This is a genomic window from Methylotenera sp. (genome assembly GCF_029946165.1).
Classification (GTDB): domain Bacteria; phylum Pseudomonadota; class Gammaproteobacteria; order Burkholderiales; family Methylophilaceae; genus Methylotenera.
In genome coordinates, this window is record NZ_JAQSDZ010000001.1 from 21701 (window position 1) to 38725 (window position 17025).

The following is a 17025-nucleotide window of genomic DNA, read 5'->3' on the forward strand; positions in this document are numbered from 1 at the left end:
TTTTTCGGTATTTTTATTAATTTTCATGCCAACGCTCACGTGCGTTATCGTCTGTAAGCTTAGCTTCTATCCAGCGCTCACCTTGGTTGGTCACTTCTTTTTTCCAAAATGGCGCTTCTGTTTTTAAGTAATCCATAATGAACTCGCAAGCTTTAAAAGCTTCACCACGATGCGCGCTACTCACTGCCACCAATACTATTTGGTCAGTGGGTTGTAATGTCCCCACACGGTGAATCACAACTGCATCGAATATATCCCAACGGCTTTGTGCTTGATTCACAATCGCCTCAAGGGCCTTTTCCGTCATTCCTTGGTAATGCTCTAAGGTCAATTGTGACACGGTATCGCCATCATTTAAATCACGTACCTGACCAATAAAACTCACCACGGCACCAGTATCTTTACGCGCATTGCGTAGCTGGTTAATTTCAAAACCTGTATCAAAATCTTCTGTCTGTACGCGTACTGTCATCACAATTTACCGTTAATTTCGCTCGCCCCCTTGTGGGAAAGGGAACTTGTTAAATTCATTACCCGCCAGTGACCGGTGGGAAAAAAGCCACTTCATCACCGTCGGCAATTGTCGCATTGTCATCGACCAACTCATGGTTAATCGCACCTCTGACCTTTAACTTACCCATTAACATTTGTTGCCAAGTATCATTGCGTTTTGCAAGGTATGCTTTAAGTTTTAGTATGGTGAGCGTGCGTGCAAATTCATCATCTTGCAACTCTAAATCTTCAGTAGAAAACTTAAGTGTTTCTTTTAGCCTTGCGAAATATAATATTTTAATTTTCATATACTTATAAACTTAATTTAATCTTCTTTATCATCAATAATATCTAGTACATCAAGCGGTTTATTGGCTAATTCTACACGCTCAATTTGGGCAAATCTGCTAGATATTTTTTGACTGCTAATATGCACTTCCTGTGCATTTTCATGCGCTTGGCGGATGTTATCAGCAAGCTTTTTCATACGCTGATCAAATCGCCCAAAGTCTTTACTGAGCTTGCCTAACTCTTCTTTAATCACATGAACTTGCTTGCGTGTTTCCACGTCTTTTAACACAGCACGTGCGGTATTAAGTACAGCCATTAAGGTCGTGGGTGAAACCACCCAAACCCGTTTATTCATGGCGTATTCAATCACATCATTATGATAGGCGTGTAACTCCGCAAACACCGCTTCGGCGGGGATAAACATGACCGCACCATCTGATGTCACATTTGAAATAATGTATTTATTAGCAATATCATCTACATGTCTTTTAACATCAAGTTTGAACTGTTTTTCTGCGGCTAATTGTTCAATATCACTCAATTTACTATCAAACATACGGTGATAGTTTTCAAGCGGGAACTTACTATCTACCGCCACCGTACCTGTTGGCTCAGGTAAAAACAAGGCGCAATCTGCACGCGTGCCATTTTCAAAAGTATGTTGCATGGCAAATGAATTCACGGGCAACACATTGCGTACCAAGGCTTCCAGCTGCACCTCACCAAACGCACCGCGGCTTCGTTTATCGCCCAGTAATTCTTGCAAGCTCACCACATTAGTTGTTAAGCCATCGATTTTCTTTTGCGCTTCATCTATCGTTGCAAGACGCGCCATCACATCTACAAACGTTTGATTCGTCTTTTTAAAACCTTCATCCAAACGCTCAGAAACTTTGCCGCCGATTTGTTCCAAGCGACCATCCACAGCTTTTGTTAAGCTCTCAATGCTTTGCGTTAACGTGGTAGTCGCCTTCAACATCGTGTCGTTAATAAGCGCTTGCTGTGACTTGCCTTGCTCACTCAAGGTAATGTGCAATTTCTCCAATACGGTTTCACGCGTTAACGACAAGCTATTGTTCTGCGCCAATTGCAGTGCTTGCATAGCGTCGCGAGTGGCCTGCAATTCAGCCGCTACGCTAGAGCGCAACCGTTCGCTAGTTTCATTGGAAGACGTACTTAAGCGATCGCCCAATTTATTCAAGCCATCATTAAAGTCTAACAACATCGCACGATGCTTTTCTTCTAACTGCTGCAAAATTACCGTATTTTTACTCAACTCATTGACGCGCAGAATCTGCAAAATCATCAGCAATAAGATAGCAACAGCTACTACTAAAATTAAAATTTGTATCATAAGGCGTGATTATACCTGATGCGGATTGCTCCGTTTTTTAGAATTTAGTTTGTACAATCAATTAAACAGAAAATTGATTAGTGCTCTATTTTTTAATGTAAATTCTCCGTATGAATTTCGCGTGTAAATTTAGACTTTCAAGCAGTGCAACTAACAAGTAAACTCTTTAAAAAATATTTAGACCCATTATCCATGATTAAACTCAAATTAATTTTCACTCAATGGCTAGTTAGCATTACCCGCAAGCTACAAAATAACTTTTATTTGTACTTATGCGCACTGCTTTCTGTACTAATTTTACTGGATGCCAGCCTATTTCACATTGGTGAAAATATGCGTAACCGCGCCTTTGATTTAATGGTGAAAAACCGCATCGTTAAAGCTAAAATTGATCCAGACATTGTGATTGTTGATATTAACGAAGCCTCTCTCAATGCCATGGCAAAGGAATATGGCCGCTGGCCATGGCCGCGTCAAGTCTTTGGCGAATTTGTAGAGAATATTGAAAGCCAAAAGCCAAAAGCGATTGTGTTTGATATTTTATTTAGCGATGCAGATGTTTATAACCCTGATAGCGACACCTATTTTAATGACGTAATTGCTGGGACTAACAATACGTTTTTCCCTATGCTGCGCCTATCGCCAGCCAGTGATTATTTAAGCAAAATCACGCCAGATATGATTCCTGGCATTAAACGTCAATTAAAAGAAGTTAATGGCGAGCCTGTCTCAATCGTTAAAAAACCTATCGCCATTGTATTGCCGCACTTTGAAGCAGCACTTAACTCCAAGCGACTCGGCACACATAACATTTACGCAGATGCTGACGGCATCGCACGTGAGTACCGACTTTGGCACAACGAAAATGGCTGGCTATTACCATCATTGCCGCTAGCAGTAGGTAACTTTGCGCAAATGAATTCCTTTCCACCACCACAAAATATGCTCATTAACTGGCGTGGAAAGGCATTCACTTATCCTTACGTAAGCTTCAGTGATGTGTATGCGGATATGGCAAGTAAAGTCAAAAAACGCGCACCTAATGAATTTACTAATAAAATCGTCATTATTGGCTCTACCGCGCCTTCGCTATTTGATATTAAAGCTACGGCGATGGCCAAAGAGTTTCCAGGGGTTGAAATTTTAGCTACCGCAATTGATAACGTTAAACATGTAGACTACTTGCATGTGTGGCGCGGTAAAACGCCTTATGTGTTGATGAGTTTGTTGCTGATATGGCTCACCGCTTTGGCGTTTTATCGGAACGTAGACCGCGACAAAGTCACCAAGATATTTAGTAGCAGTCAGATTACCTTACTAGGTCTTTCTTACATTGCACTTAATTTGACCAATACTTATCTAGACATTACTGGGCCTATTACTTGGGCGATTATGTATTTCAGTGTGGCAAAAATATATGCATTAGCTAACGACCGCGCCATGCAAAGATTGCTAGCTAATGATATTGAGTCTGGTAAAAAAGGAGCTGCAATATTGTTGATGCCGATTGTAATTGATAGCGAAGTACCATTTAGCGATAGCATGTTAAAAACGCTGCAAAACAACATTTCGCAGCACTGTACCCTACCCGCCACAGTTGAAATATTAAAGGGCACACAAAGTGGCATCTGGGGGCTGTTTACCGATATGATTACGGTAAGTTGGGCTTATCCGCATGACAATGCCATAGAGGCTGAGAAAGTGAATGCTGACGCCACTCAACTAGGCTTGCAATTAAAATCCATAGTGCAAAAAACAGGTATGCCAAATGATACTACTGTGCGTTACACCCAGCATACAGGCGTGCTGAATGCAGAAAAAGCATTGGATAGTCAATGGCGCGGCTTATTCGCGCAAGCTATTATTAAACTAGATGTTTTAGAAAATAGTCTTTAGAAAATTAGCAAAAAAGAGAGAACAACATAAAATGAGAAAATTAACTCAATGGCTAATCGCAGCAAGCTTTCCAGCACTGCTTTTAGCGAATAACAGCATGGCTGCAGAAAAAGGCAGCGCGCTTAAAAACGACAGCATTCGCTTCGAGCCATATGCAGATGCCAAGGTCACAGGTTCATTAAGTCGTGGAGACAGCCTTGAAATCATTAGCAAAAAAGGCGCTTGGCTACAAGTAAAATCAAAGAAAAGCGCAGGTTGGGTGCGTTTACTTTCAGTCAAACGTGGAAGCTCAAGCTCAAGCAGTCAAGTAGGTGGCGTATTAGCGGCAGCCAGTGGTCGCGCTGGAACTGGTCAAGTAGTTTCTACTACAGGCATACGTGGCCTGAGTGCAGAAGAACTTAAAGCCGCAAAATTTAATGAAGTGGAAGTGAAAACATTAGAAAGCTATACCCAAAGCGCAGAACAAGGCCGTCAATTTGCTAAATCTGGTAAATTAAAGACTGTCTCTTTTCCTAATTTAAAAGCAGTGCCTAATCAAACAGCGGTAAATGGAGGCTCAAAATGAATCTAACAAGCCCAACAAAATTCAGAAAAAATATACTTATATCAACTGTGCTTGCAAGTTTACTGGCTGTTAGCATGACCAGCGCCGCTTTCAATATAGGTGACGCATTAAAAGATGCCGCCAAAAAACAAATTGAACAACAAACTGGACAAACTGAGACGCCTCAAACGCCAGCCACAGACAGTCAAAACACAACAACTACAACAAATAATGCCGCAAATGCTTCAACGACAGACTCTCAACCAACCATTAACTGGAAAAGTCCAAGTAAAGAGGAAGAAATTGCGCTAGGCCGAGAAATTACAGGTAATTTACTAGGCGCTGCGCCACTGGTAAAGGATGAGGCTTTACAGAAGTACGTTAACTCCGTAGGTCGCTGGGTAGCATCACAGTCAGAAAGACCTAACTTACCTTGGCATTTTGGCGTCATTGAAAGTGATGATTTAAATGCATTTTCTGCGCCGGGTGGTTATGTGATGATAACTAAAGGTTTGTACCGAAAAATGAGTAATGAGGCGCAACTAGCTGGTGTGTTAGGCCACGAAATTGGTCATGTAGTCGCAAAACATCAACTTAAAGTTTTGCAAAAACAACAGCTTCTGAATTTAGGTGCCAGCTTCCTCAGCAGTAAAATGGGTAAAGACAACAAAATCATTAGCAAAGCCATAGGCAGCGGTGCTGAAATTAGTGCAAGAAGTTTAGATAAAAACGCGGAATTTGAAGCCGACAGATTAGGCCTAAGCTACGCGGCACGCTCTGGTTATGAGCCATTTGGCTTAACCGATATACTGCAAATATTAGGGCAAACAAATCCAAACGACAATAGCGTGGCCTTGCTATTTAAAACCCACCCTCTGCCTGATGAAAGATTGGCGTCATTAGGAGACTCTGTTGGCAACAAGCTGGATAACATGACCAATGGGAAAACGCTGGAAAATAGATTCTACAAACTTAAGAACTAGCTATCTGAAATCTGCTTCATTGTTTGCAATCCTCAATTTCTTTCCGATACTCAATCATCAATATTTACATTGATGATTGAGTAAGCATTAACACCCTTCTAAAATGGCAAAATAATTCAGCCGTTGCGACTCATTACCAATTAAGCGATAATCATTCCCAATTATTCGAACTAAACATAAATTTAACGTTTATGGAATAAGCCATTAATTAGGGGAAAAAACATTTTTCAGCGTTTATTTTTCAGCGTTATAGATACGTCTAAAAATCTATCTTAGGAGCACTCTATGCAATATCAAATTGATACATTTATCTTTTCACTCACTCAATTCTGGCAGCAAGTCGCCATGTTCTTTCCTAAGCTATTAGCTGTCATTGTTATTTTATTTTGTGGCTGGTTAGTGGCTAAAGTAGCGCGTTTAGCTGTAAATCGAATTTTGAAATTGGTAAAATTTGATCAATATGCGGGCAAGTCAGGTTTAGAAACCTTTTTAAAAAATGATGATTTTGATGTCACATTGAGTGGCATTATTAGTCAAGTAGTCTATTGGCTAGTAATTTTGCTATTTGTGATTACTGGTGCCAATGCACTAGGCATGACAGAAATAGCGCTAATGCTTAATCAATTAGCTAATTACTTACCAAAAATAATCGTAGCGATTGTGGTGTTGATATTTGGTACTTTATTGAGTCGGTTTATTAATCGCCTTGTTTTTGCTTGGCTGCATAGCATTAAGTTTGATGGTGCACTGGCAATTAGCACCTCGGCAGAATATTTAGTACAAATATTTGCGATTTTTGTGGCGTTAGAGCAATTAGATATCGGTACTCAATTGATTACCGCGTTATTCGTAATTATGTTCGGGGCTGTCTTTTTAGCTTTGGCGATTGCTTTTGGGTTGGGTGGTAAAGAATTAGCAACCAAAATTATCAATGAAAGACAAAAACGTTAGGTTTAGATGCTTCAAGACTTGAATTTAAGGCTAGAAACTTGCTTAGACCAAGTTTCTAGCACGCAGCTCAGACTTAATATAAGCATAGTAAATTGGCGCTGAAACAATGCCTGCTAGTCCAAATGCGGCTTCCATACATAACATTGCAATCAATAACTCCCATGCATTGGCGCGGATTTGACTACCGACAATGCGTGCATTTAGAAAATATTCGAACTTATGAATGATCACTAAATAAGTTAATGAAGCAATCGCCACACCTAATGAATGGCTTAAACTCACCACTACGATCATGGTGTTAGAGACTAAGTTGCCAATCACCGGAATCAAACCAACCACAAATGTGATGGCAATCATTGTTTTCACTAAGGGTAGTTGCACCCCCATCAGTGGTAAGACTATCGCTAAATAAATCCCAGTAAATGTGGTGTTAATGGCCGCGATGCGCACTTGAGCAAACACTACGCGTTTAAATGCGTCGCTAAACAACTCTCCACGCCCTGCCAGTGCACGAGCGAAGGGTTTGAAGTTATCTAAGGCTACGGCGTCGCGCACGGCTAATATACCGCCAATGATCATACCAATAAGCACATGTGCCGTGATGCGCCCAGCTTCTTTACCAACAACTTGCAGCTCACCCGCATGCATGCGTAACCACATCGCAGCTTGCTCTTTAAAAGCTATGGCATCCGCTGGCAAATGCTCTACTATCCAACTGGGAAGTATTTTTCGCGAATCTTCAATAATCTGAGCCATTTTAGCCAGCAATACAGTCAAGCTCCCTGCATCTGATCTAAAAAATGCCATTAGGCCTGCCCCAGCTAGCGCTAGTAGGCTGACAATGATTACGACTAAAATTCCAACAGCCCAGAGTTTTGAGCGGTTACTGGGTTTTTTAGTAGGAAATCTGCGTGCGATAAGAGGTGTGATGATATGCACCAACTCAAATACCAATAAACCTGAAAGTAAAGCTGGCAGTAAACTAAATTTAAGTACAAAAATTAAAGTGCATCCAGCAATAAGCCAAGCCGCTTTTTCGGAAATTGACGCTGACAATAGTTGTGGAGTTTTAGTCATGCAGCCCTATATCCTTATAGATTTCCAAAAACGATTAGATTAAACAATAGCACACAAGTATTGGTGCTAAATTTGTAATAGTAAATTTACCCGCCATAGGGCTTAAAGCGATTTAAAAAGTTTACCGATTCATCCACGGGCAATAGAACTACTAGCTCGATTTGGTCGTTGAACGCCTTGCTCACTATACTGCCATTGCATTTAAGTAAGGCATTCGTCATCATATCCATTTGCTTGTAAGTAATAGTTAATGGATAAGGCTTCATTTCTACAAAGTGACCAGTTTTAGCGGCATCTAATGCTAACTTAGCAGTGCCCCCGTAAGCTCGCGCGAGCCCGCCTGTGCCTAGGTTAATGCCGCCATAATAACGTATCACTGCTACGCATACGTTAATTAAATCTCGACCTTCAATCAACTTTAAAACAGGCATACCAGCCGTACCTGAAGGTTCGCCTGCATCTGAAAAGCGTGGCACGAGACCCTGCTCTGTTTTAAGCCTAAAACCGTAGGCTAAATGATGTGCAGTTGGATGTTTGGAGGCAAATGCACGTAGTGCCTGACCAACCTCACGCTCATCAGCACAGGCTAGCGCCATTGCGATAAAACGGGATTTATTAATGGTTTGCTCTGCGAAACCTGCTTGTGTAATAACTAACAATGTACCTTCTAACTAATTTAAGCCAACAATATTACCCGCTTGATTCACACTAATGTGTTCACTCGCTGGTTGCTTTGGTAAACCTGGCATGGTCATGATATCGCCGCATATGACCACAATAAACCCAGCACCGCGAGAGAGTCTTAATTGACGGACTTTTAATATATGCCCTGTTGGAGCGCCCCTTAGCTTAGGGTCGGATGAAAAAGAGTATTGCGTTTTTGCAATACAAACGGGGAAGTGGCTATAGTTTTTCTCTAACTCTACAAGAGTAGCTTGCGCATCCGAAGACAGTTCTATATGGCTTGCACCATATATTTTCCGAGCAATTGTCTCAATTTTCTCTAGCAATGGCACCTCATTTGGATAGAGCAATTTAAAGTTATTAGTTGGCTGTTCAGTCATGTTAATGACTTCTTGCGCCAAATCTATAGCGCCCGCACCGCCATTCGCCCAATGCTTACAGACAATGGCTTTAACACCGAAATTGGCAGTTTCAGTCTGTAGCAATGCAATTTCAGCATCGCTATCACTTAAAAAATGATTAATAGCCACAACCACATTTAAACCAAAGTGTTGTTTAAGGTTATCTATATGCTTTTTTAAATTAGACATTCCACTTTTTAAAGCAGTCAGATTCTCTTGATTCAACAAGGCTACTTCAACACCGCCATGATATTTAAGTGCGCGTACAGTAGCCACCAATACAACAGCTACTGGTTGCAAGCCAGTCATTCTGCATTTAATATCAATGAATTTTTCAGCGCCTAAGTCTGCGCCAAAGCCCGCTTCAGTCACCACAAAATCTGCTAGCTTTAACGCTACCTTAGTTGCCACAACTGAATTACAGCCATGCGCAATATTAGCGAACGGTCCACCGTGAACTAACGCTGTAGAATGTTCTAAAGTTTGCACTAAGTTTGGCTGAAATGCATTTTTCAACAGTGCCGTCATGGCACCTTCGGCATTTAAATCACTGGCTAACACTGGCTTATTTTCGTTAGTTAAACCTATTTGAATGCGCCCTAAACGTGCTTGCAAATCCTCTAACGTAGTTGCTAAGCAGAATATCGCCATTACTTCACTGGCAACGGTAATATCAAACCCCGTTTGCCGTTCAAACGATTGTCCGTCTTTATTATTACCATCTAATGTTATGGTGCGCAAAGCTCGGTCATTCATGTCTACACAGCGACGCCAAGTAATACTTTTGGCGTCAATACCCAGCGCATTGCCATGGTAAATATGGTTGTCAATCAACGCAGCTAGTAAGTTATTGGCACTGCTAATGGCATGAAAGTCACCAGTAAAATGTAGATTGATGTCTTCCATCGGCACGACTTGCGAATAACCACCGCCTGTGGCGCCACCCTTTAAGCCAAACACTGGGCCTAGTGAGGGCTCGCGCATACACACCATGGCATGTTGATTTTTATTGGCTAACACTTGATTCAGCGCATCCGTCAGCCCGATTGTGGTCGTCGTTTTACCTTCACCAGCTGGCGTGGGACTAATCGCCGTTACGAGAATCAATTGTCCGTCAGTTTGAGTTTGTAGTTTTTGAATACATGCCGCGCTAAGTTTGGCAATAAGATGACCGTAGGGAATTAAGTCTTCACTCGCAAGATTGAGTTCTGATGAAACTTGTAAAATCGGCTGGAGTGTTGCAGCTTGTGCGATTTCAATATCAGACTTCATTAAGGCTGTCCTTTTAGGCTGTCGGTCGGATTTATTATTTACGTCCGCCAAGAATACTGCCTAACACACCGCGAACAATTTGACGGCCGAGCTGTGAACCTATCGCACGAGCGGCGCTTTTTGCTGCAGCCTCTAGTACACCGTCTGAACGGCTACCAGATTTTTTACTGCCGCCGAACATACCACCCCAATCGAATCCTTCATCGGTTTTAGCCTCAGTGGCAGCTTGCTCTGTTTTTGCCTTAAGTAATTCATAAGCTGATTCACGGTCTACTGATTTTTCATAAAACCCTGCTATGTTTGAAGTATTGACTACATTCGTGCGCTCAACGTCTGAAATTGGCCCAATTCGGCTACCGGGTGGGCAAACAAAAGTGCGCTCCACTGGGGTAGGAATACCTTTTTCATCTAAAAATGAAACCAATGCCTCGCCTACGCCTAACTCAGTAATGGCATTAGCAACATTTACTTTTGGGTTACTTCTGAAAGTTTCTGCCGCTGATTTAACGGCTTTTTGATCACGTGGCGTAAAGGCACGCAGGGCATGCTGTACGCGATTACCCAGTTGACCTAATACCATATCAGGAATATCTAATGGATTTTGACTAACAAAGTAAACACCAACACCTTTAGAGCGAATCAAGCGCACCACTTGCTCAATCTTTTTCAGTAAAGCATCTGGTGCATCATTAAATAGTAAGTGTGCTTCATCAAAGAAAAATACTAATTTTGGTTTATCTAAATCTCCAGCTTCTGGCATTTTTTCGAATAACTCAGATAACAACCACAACAATAATGTTGCGTAGATGCGTGGGGAGTGGAATAACTTATCGCTCGCTAGAATGTTGACGATACCGCGCCCTTGCGAATCAGTCTGCATCAAATCATCTAAATTAAGCGCTGGCTCGCCAAAGAATTGATCTGCTCCTTGAGTTTCAAGCTCTAGTAAAGCACGTTGTATAGCGCCTACACTTGCCGCTGAAATATTGCCGTAATTCGTTTGATATTCAGCAGCAATTTCTGCCGCATGCTGCATCATTGCGCGTAAATCTTTTAAATCAAGTAACAACCAACCTTTATCATCGGCAATTTTGAATACTGAGTTCAACACTCCACTTTGCACTTCATTTAAATTTAGTAAACGCGCCAATAATAACGGTCCCATTTCGGCAATTGACGTGCGAATTGGGTGACCTTTTTCGCCAAATAAATCCCAAAATGTCACTGGGCATTTTTTATAATTAAACTCATTTAATGCCAACTCTTGAACGCGCGCTTCTACCTTAGGATTACCGCCGCCTATCTGGCTCATGCCAGCTAGGTCGCCCTTTACGTCTGCCATGAACACGGGCACGCCAATGTTTGAAAATTGTTCAGCTAGACTTTGCAATGTAACAGTTTTACCTGTGCCAGTTGCCCCAGCAATCAAGCCATGTCGATTAGCCATTTTAGGCAATAGAAAACTAGAAGTTTCACTATTTTTTGCAATTAGTAAAGGTTCTGACATTTTTATATTCCTATGGCTTGTGCACTAGAAGAAGCAACATTGTAACAAAACTACACAAGGTAATATGAAAGTAAAAGAGCTGGGGAGCGCAAAAAGGCTCACGAAACTCAAATATCTTAAGCCTTAATTCTAAGTGTTAACTTAATACTTAAGAATAAATCTAATGCTAGGATAAATCTAATGCAAGTATGCATTTAATGAAGCCTCAAATTCCTCTATGGGGATAGGCTTACCAAATAAATATCCCTGAAATTGCTTACAACGTATTTTTAAAAGGTGTTCTTGTTGGTCTTTCGTTTCTACACCTTCCGCAATCACTTCAAGCTCCATGCTTTTCGCCATGGCAATAATGGTCCGCACAATGGCTTTATCACTACTATCAATGGCAATATCACGTACAAATGACTGGTCTATTTTTAATTGTGTGAGTGGCAGCCGTTTTAGGTACTGTAAGGATGAGTACCCTGTTCCAAAATCATCCAATGAGAATCTGATGCCAATTTCCTTCAGTGCTGTCATGGTGACAATCGTATCTTCAATATTTTCCAGTAGCATGCTCTCTGTCAGTTCAAGCTTAAGTAAACTAGGGTTAATACCATGCCGATCTGCCGCAGCCTGAACCTGATTTACAAAATCATTCTGATAAAACTGTTTAGCACTTACATTGATTGAAATGGTAAGTTCTCGTGTTAACTCTCCAATCTGCCACGATTTAATTTGAGCACAAGCAGTATCAAGCACCCACTCACCAATGGGTAAAATTAATCCAGTTTCTTCAGCCAAACAAATAAAACTACCCGGTGGTATCATGCCCCGCTCTGGGTGAATCCAGCGTATTAAGGCTTCGGCACCTATGGGTGTATTTGACTGATCGACTTGAATTTGGTAATAAAGCTGAAACTGTTGCTTATCAATGGCTTTGCGCAACTCCCGTTCTAAATCTGCTCGCGTGTTTATTGCATCCTGCATCAACGGGTCAAAAAACCGCATCGTATTTCGACCAGCTCTTTTAGCCTGATACATCGCAATGTCAGCATGTTTCACTAAGTCATCTTGGGCATCTACATGATCGCCAAATAAGGCTACGCCAATACTGACTGTGCAGTGATACTCATGTGAAGCAAGCTGGTACGGATGATTTAGCGTTGCTAGAATTTTTTGACCGACAATTTCCGCCTGTGCTGCGGCCTCTAATGGATGAATGCTTAAGTCTTCAAGCATGACAACAAACTCATCCCCACCTAAGCGAGCAACCCTTGCAATAGTGTCCCCTTCACGCAGACACTCTGTTAATCGTGCAGCTACTTGTTGCAATAATAAGTCACCCATATCATGACCTAATGAGTCATTAAGCATTTTAAAATGGTCAAGATCAAGAAATAATAGTGCGCCATCTCTGCCAGTAGATTTACTAGCAAAAAATGCACGCTTTAATCTGTCTATCAACATACGTCTATTAGCCAAATGCGTCAGCGAATCATAAAAAGCTAAATGCTCAATCTCGTCTGCGGCCTTTTTACTCTCTGTAATGTCCGAAAACAAACAGACAAAGTTAGTAGTCGTTCGAGTGTCATCACGCACAGGAAAAATGTCTATCCAAGCGTCATAGCTTTCGCCTCTATCATTCAAGTTTTTTGCCTCACCCCTCCACTCACCCGCATACTCAGACTCTTGTTGTATTTTCTCAAAAAATTTGGGGTCATTAACAACAAATCCAATATTCTTAGGATGAGTTGCCAGCACGGCTTGAAGGCTATATCCAGTAATTCGAGAAAAAGCCGGATTGATTCTTATAATGTTCATGTCGACATCTGTAATCATAATGCCATCATGGGCATGCTCAAACACACTAGCTGAGAGCAACATACTCTCTGAACTTTCCCTCAAGGCAGTGATACTTTCGCGTAACTTATCGCGCATACTTAATACATTTGACATGAGTGTATTGGGTTTAGCTTCTAAACCATCATTATCAAAGTCACCATCTGCAATACGTTTCACAACATCAATAGCCAAAGCAGGATCGCCTCCAATAGGATTAACGATCAAACGTCTCAATTGCCATAAAATAATAATAAGCAGAGTTGTACCCAAGAACACACCTGTGATAATCACTAACCAAGAGTGTGACAATCCAAGTGCGCGCGCCTCGCTTACTGGATAAGTAACAATTACCTTAAACCCCCAATTAGGGATTTCTTCTGTCGCAAATATCCAATCTTCTGGTTGCGTATGGAATAAGCGCTCGGCCTCTGCAAGCGGGACATGTGCTGAATGAAAGCGAACTTTATTATTACCATCAAGTATCATCGCAAAACCGCTTTTCAGCTGTCTCTTGCTTTGTATGGCGTCGCGAATCACTTTCATATCGACTTTGTAGCCAACGTAATAAGCGCCTATCACAGCGCCACGTGTGTCATACATTGGGTCATAACGCGTGATATAAGGCTCATCTAAAATGTCCACAACCCCATGAAATATTTGGCCTTGGCTAAGCGCCGTAAAAGCTTTGCTGTTAGGGTTTAATATAGTCCCCGTTGCTCTTGTCATATCAGTTTTTAAAACATTGGTGGAAACTCGAACAAAATTATGATCATTTTTTACAAAAATAGTAGAAGTACCGCCCGCTAAGCTCGATAACTCATCGACTAGTTTAAAAAAATGGGTAATTGGAATGCTGCCAAAGATTAGGTTAGGAATAATCTTATCCTCCAAATTGACATCTCCGTCTATGGAAGGCGCACCAAGAGCATAGCTTTGCTCAGTTAACAAACGCATAGACAAATCAACTTTATCTGTGACAAATTCATCCGTTACGTTAATGAGCCTAACCAAAGTTTTGGCTTGCTCATGCGCATCAGCCTCAATATTATCTAGCTGTTGGGAGGTTTGTTGCGTAATTAAAACAACTGGCGTTGCCGCTAAAAGAATAAGCACTGGCAAAATGAAACGCCAAATTGTGGATATTTTATTAATCATATAAATTTACAATTCATTTACAACTGATTGCGCAATAATAAGCTAAGTATAGTTTTTTTCAACAATTAAGATCGTAAAAAATCCATTTAATCTCATAAAGCTAAATTGAATCTGGAGAATACTAGGGAAGTTAGTTATACAGTCAGACTAAAGCATGATTATATAACTTAAGCACTTGGAGATTGGCTTACAGTGGTTCAATAACACTTATAGCCACTGGAGCAGGATTAAAATTTAAGTACTAAGCGAGGATAGGTGGGCGCTAGAACGGTAAAAAGAGGAGCGTGAATAATACAGAGAATATTAAGGACATAAAGGAACCGCGAATCATGAGTTAAAACAAACTCACTAATATGTCATGATGTTTATTTAATCAGTCATCGGAAAGCGTGACCACGAATAAATAAATTAAGTGATCAATCCGATTGATTTCAGCTTTCGATACAACGTGTTACGGCTGATACCCAACTGACGCGCCACTGCAGAGACATTGCCAGTATGTTGCTGCATAGCAGAACGTATGGCATCTTCGGCTAAATCATCTAAAGCCAACACTTGCGGCGCGGTTATTTTGGAGCGTTGAATATTGCCTAAATTTAAGCTTTGCATTTCATCAATAAAATCTCTTGTGAGATGCATTTCAGAAACTTCTTCGCCATCAGCAAGTGCTAGAGCCGTTCTTAACACATTGTGTAATTGACGAATATTACCTGGCCAAGGGTGAGTTTTAAAAACAGCCATCACTTCTGAGGAAATATTAACCCCACTCGTTTGCTCAACTTGAAGAATGACATCGATAAGTGCTTGCAAATCTGTGCGCTCACGCAATGCGGGCAAAGCTACACTCAAGCCATTTAAGCGATAATACAAGTCACTTCTAAACTCGCCTGATGCTACTTTTTCTTTCAACTTCTGGTTAGTGGCGCTCACTAAGGCAAAATTCACTGGAATAGACTTTGTACTGCCTAAAGGCGTAACTTTGCGCTCTTGAAGCACACGCAATAAACGTGCTTGCAATGCTAGCGGCATGTCACCAATTTCGTCTAAAAATAAAGTGCCGCCATTAGCTTGCTCAATTTTACCTGCACTACCTTTACGTTTAGCGCCCGTGAACGCGCCCTCTTCATAACCAAATAACTCGGCTTCAATTAAGCCCTCGGGCAAAGCTGCACAATTGACCGCTATCCACGGACCTTTGTGTTGCGGGCTGGCCTCGTGTATCGCGCGGGCGAATAGCTCTTTACCTGCACCAGTTTCACCTTGAATCAGAATTGGAATTTCACGATTCAGCACTTTTTTAATTTGCAGGATTGCATGCTCAACTTTAGCGTCACCGCTATTCAATAAATCTAAATTAGCCGCACTAGCCCTTTTCACATCACGAGTCGTAACAGTAGCTGGCTGCTGTTTTTGCAACGCCTCCACTTTTACATAAAGTCGCGCGCCGTTATTTAATCTTAATGGCACGATTAACTTATCGACACCATTCATTTGCTTGAGTAAATTGGCAAGAGAAATTTCGAAAATATTTTCAAAATCAACTGTCTGGTTATTTTGTGAATTTAAGCTAAGTTGAAATTGCCCGCTACGATTAGTTGCTACCAGTTGCCCAGATTCAGTAAACATAGCAACACCTTCCCACAAGGTGCCAATAAACTCAGGTCGCGCATGAAAATGTAAAACAATGTCACTTTGGTGGCTGGCTAAAAAAAGTCTGTTCTCAATCATTTGGGCAGACATTTTTACCAAAGCAAGTGTGTGTTGCTGCGAGGTGTTCGAGTCATTTGAAACATCAAGCGTGGCAATAAGCTGATTCTTGGCACCAAAAATAGGCACCGCGGAACAGCTAAGCGAATGATGGTAAGCCATAAAGTGCTCGGCGCCCTGCACTGTCATAGCAGATTGCTCTATCAATACTGTGCCGATAGCATTAGTGCCACGATGATCTTCACGCCATGACGCGCCTGGCGATAAAGAAATACGCTGCTCTTCTCTAAGTAAATGATGGCTACCTAAGCTATTTAAAATCACCCCTTGGTCATCAGTCAAAATCACAATATTTTGCGTATGTGCAATTTGCTCGTTCAGGGTTTCCATTTCAGGCAAAGCTAGTGAAAGCAATTGGCGATTTTGTTCACGCTTAAGCGCGAGCTCTTGCGCAGTGATGACCTCTAGGTTCGATGGGGAATTTACATTAACGCCGTTAGCAAGGCAACGACGCCAAGAGCGTTCTATGGCCTCCGCAATGCTGCCTTGTTCTACATTCCCTTTGGTTAAGAAATCGTTTCTGGCTTGTAAAACGCTATGCGGTATATCTATCGAAATTTGATTCATTGATGGAGCAACTTCCAATTCGGGTTAACAATTGTATTGAACATGTGTCACGCAACACCTTGTTCAACATTGACACAAGTATAAAAAAATTAATGAATATCTAAACTACGCAAATAATCACTCAGTAAAAATAGTTGATTGATTTTAAACCATTTTATTCAACTTAAACCACTTTATATCGCTCATTTCTTATGTTGGCACATCAATTGCAATAACTACATTGCAACAGTCGTTAAAAATACTTTTGAGTGCGCGACATG

At 41.3% G+C, this 17025-nt stretch carries 13 protein-coding genes; 4 read left to right on the forward strand and 9 right to left on the reverse strand.

Annotation, left to right across the window (positions count from 1 at the left end; translation table 11 throughout):
* Positions 1 to 16: 16 nt before the first annotated feature.
* The 3 genes from moaE to PSV17_RS00135 are packed head-to-tail and all read right to left on the reverse strand — an operon-like array spanning position 17 to position 2137.
* Positions 17 to 472, reverse strand: a complete 456-nt coding sequence (gene moaE, locus PSV17_RS00125) for a molybdopterin synthase catalytic subunit MoaE (protein WP_300478274.1) — start codon at positions 470 to 472, stop codon at positions 17 to 19.
* A gap of 58 nt (positions 473 to 530) precedes the next feature.
* Positions 531 to 800: a molybdopterin converting factor subunit 1 gene (gene moaD / locus PSV17_RS00130; protein ID WP_300478277.1), complete on the reverse strand. Its 270-nt coding sequence runs from the start codon at positions 798 to 800 to the stop codon at positions 531 to 533.
* A 17-nt stretch (positions 801 to 817) separates the two neighbouring features.
* Positions 818 to 2137 carry a DNA recombination protein RmuC gene (locus tag PSV17_RS00135; RefSeq protein ID WP_300478279.1) on the reverse strand — a complete coding sequence of 440 codons (1320 nt, stop codon included), beginning with the start codon at positions 2135 to 2137 and terminating at the stop codon, positions 818 to 820.
* A gap of 192 nt (positions 2138 to 2329) precedes the next feature.
* Between PSV17_RS00135 and PSV17_RS00140 the strand changes: the two genes are divergently transcribed.
* The 4 genes from PSV17_RS00140 to PSV17_RS00155 all read left to right on the forward strand — a co-directional run bounded on the left by PSV17_RS00140 (position 2330) and on the right by PSV17_RS00155 (position 6511).
* Complete coding sequence (locus PSV17_RS00140; protein ID WP_300478281.1) at positions 2330 to 4033, forward strand: CHASE2 domain-containing protein; 1704 nt, start codon at positions 2330 to 2332, stop codon at positions 4031 to 4033.
* A 31-nt stretch (positions 4034 to 4064) separates the two neighbouring features.
* The gene (locus PSV17_RS00145) at positions 4065 to 4598 is read left to right on the forward strand and encodes an SH3 domain-containing protein (protein ID WP_300478284.1); all 534 of its coding nucleotides are present in this window, start codon (positions 4065 to 4067) and stop codon (positions 4596 to 4598) included.
* On the forward strand, positions 4595 to 5560 hold the full coding sequence (locus PSV17_RS00150) for a M48 family metallopeptidase (protein ID WP_300478287.1): 966 nt from the start codon (positions 4595 to 4597) through the stop codon (positions 5558 to 5560). The genes PSV17_RS00145 and PSV17_RS00150 overlap by 4 nt, the downstream gene beginning before the upstream one ends.
* A 285-nt stretch (positions 5561 to 5845) precedes the next feature.
* On the forward strand, positions 5846 to 6511 hold the full coding sequence (locus tag PSV17_RS00155; protein WP_300478289.1) for a hypothetical protein: 666 nt from the start codon (positions 5846 to 5848) through the stop codon (positions 6509 to 6511).
* Positions 6512 to 6553: 42 nt separating this feature from the next.
* Here the strand turns inward: PSV17_RS00155 and PSV17_RS00160 are convergent, their stop codons facing one another.
* The 6 genes from PSV17_RS00160 to PSV17_RS00185 all read right to left on the reverse strand — a co-directional run bounded on the left by PSV17_RS00160 (position 6554) and on the right by PSV17_RS00185 (position 16765).
* Positions 6554 to 7588 carry an AI-2E family transporter gene (locus PSV17_RS00160; RefSeq protein ID WP_300478291.1) on the reverse strand — a complete coding sequence of 345 codons (1035 nt, stop codon included), beginning with the start codon at positions 7586 to 7588 and terminating at the stop codon, positions 6554 to 6556.
* Positions 7589 to 7674: 86 nt separating this feature from the next.
* Entirely contained in the window at positions 7675 to 8247 is a 573-nt protein-coding gene (locus PSV17_RS00165; RefSeq protein ID WP_300478293.1) for a YigZ family protein, read from the reverse strand.
* Positions 8248 to 8259: 12 nt separating this feature from the next.
* Entirely contained in the window at positions 8260 to 9945 is a 1686-nt protein-coding gene (locus tag PSV17_RS00170) for a formate--tetrahydrofolate ligase (RefSeq protein ID WP_300478295.1), read from the reverse strand.
* 34 nt (positions 9946 to 9979) lie between these two features.
* Positions 9980 to 11452: a helicase HerA-like domain-containing protein gene (locus tag PSV17_RS00175; protein WP_300478297.1), complete on the reverse strand. Its 1473-nt coding sequence runs from the start codon at positions 11450 to 11452 to the stop codon at positions 9980 to 9982.
* 177 nt (positions 11453 to 11629) lie between these two features.
* Positions 11630 to 14431: an EAL domain-containing protein gene (locus PSV17_RS00180; protein ID WP_300478300.1), complete on the reverse strand. Its 2802-nt coding sequence runs from the start codon at positions 14429 to 14431 to the stop codon at positions 11630 to 11632.
* 408 nt (positions 14432 to 14839) lie between these two features.
* Positions 14840 to 16765 (reverse strand): sigma-54-dependent Fis family transcriptional regulator, encoded by a 1926-nt coding sequence (locus PSV17_RS00185; RefSeq protein ID WP_300478303.1) that lies wholly within the window; start codon positions 16763 to 16765, stop codon positions 14840 to 14842.
* Between the last annotated feature and the right edge of the window lie 260 nt (positions 16766 to 17025).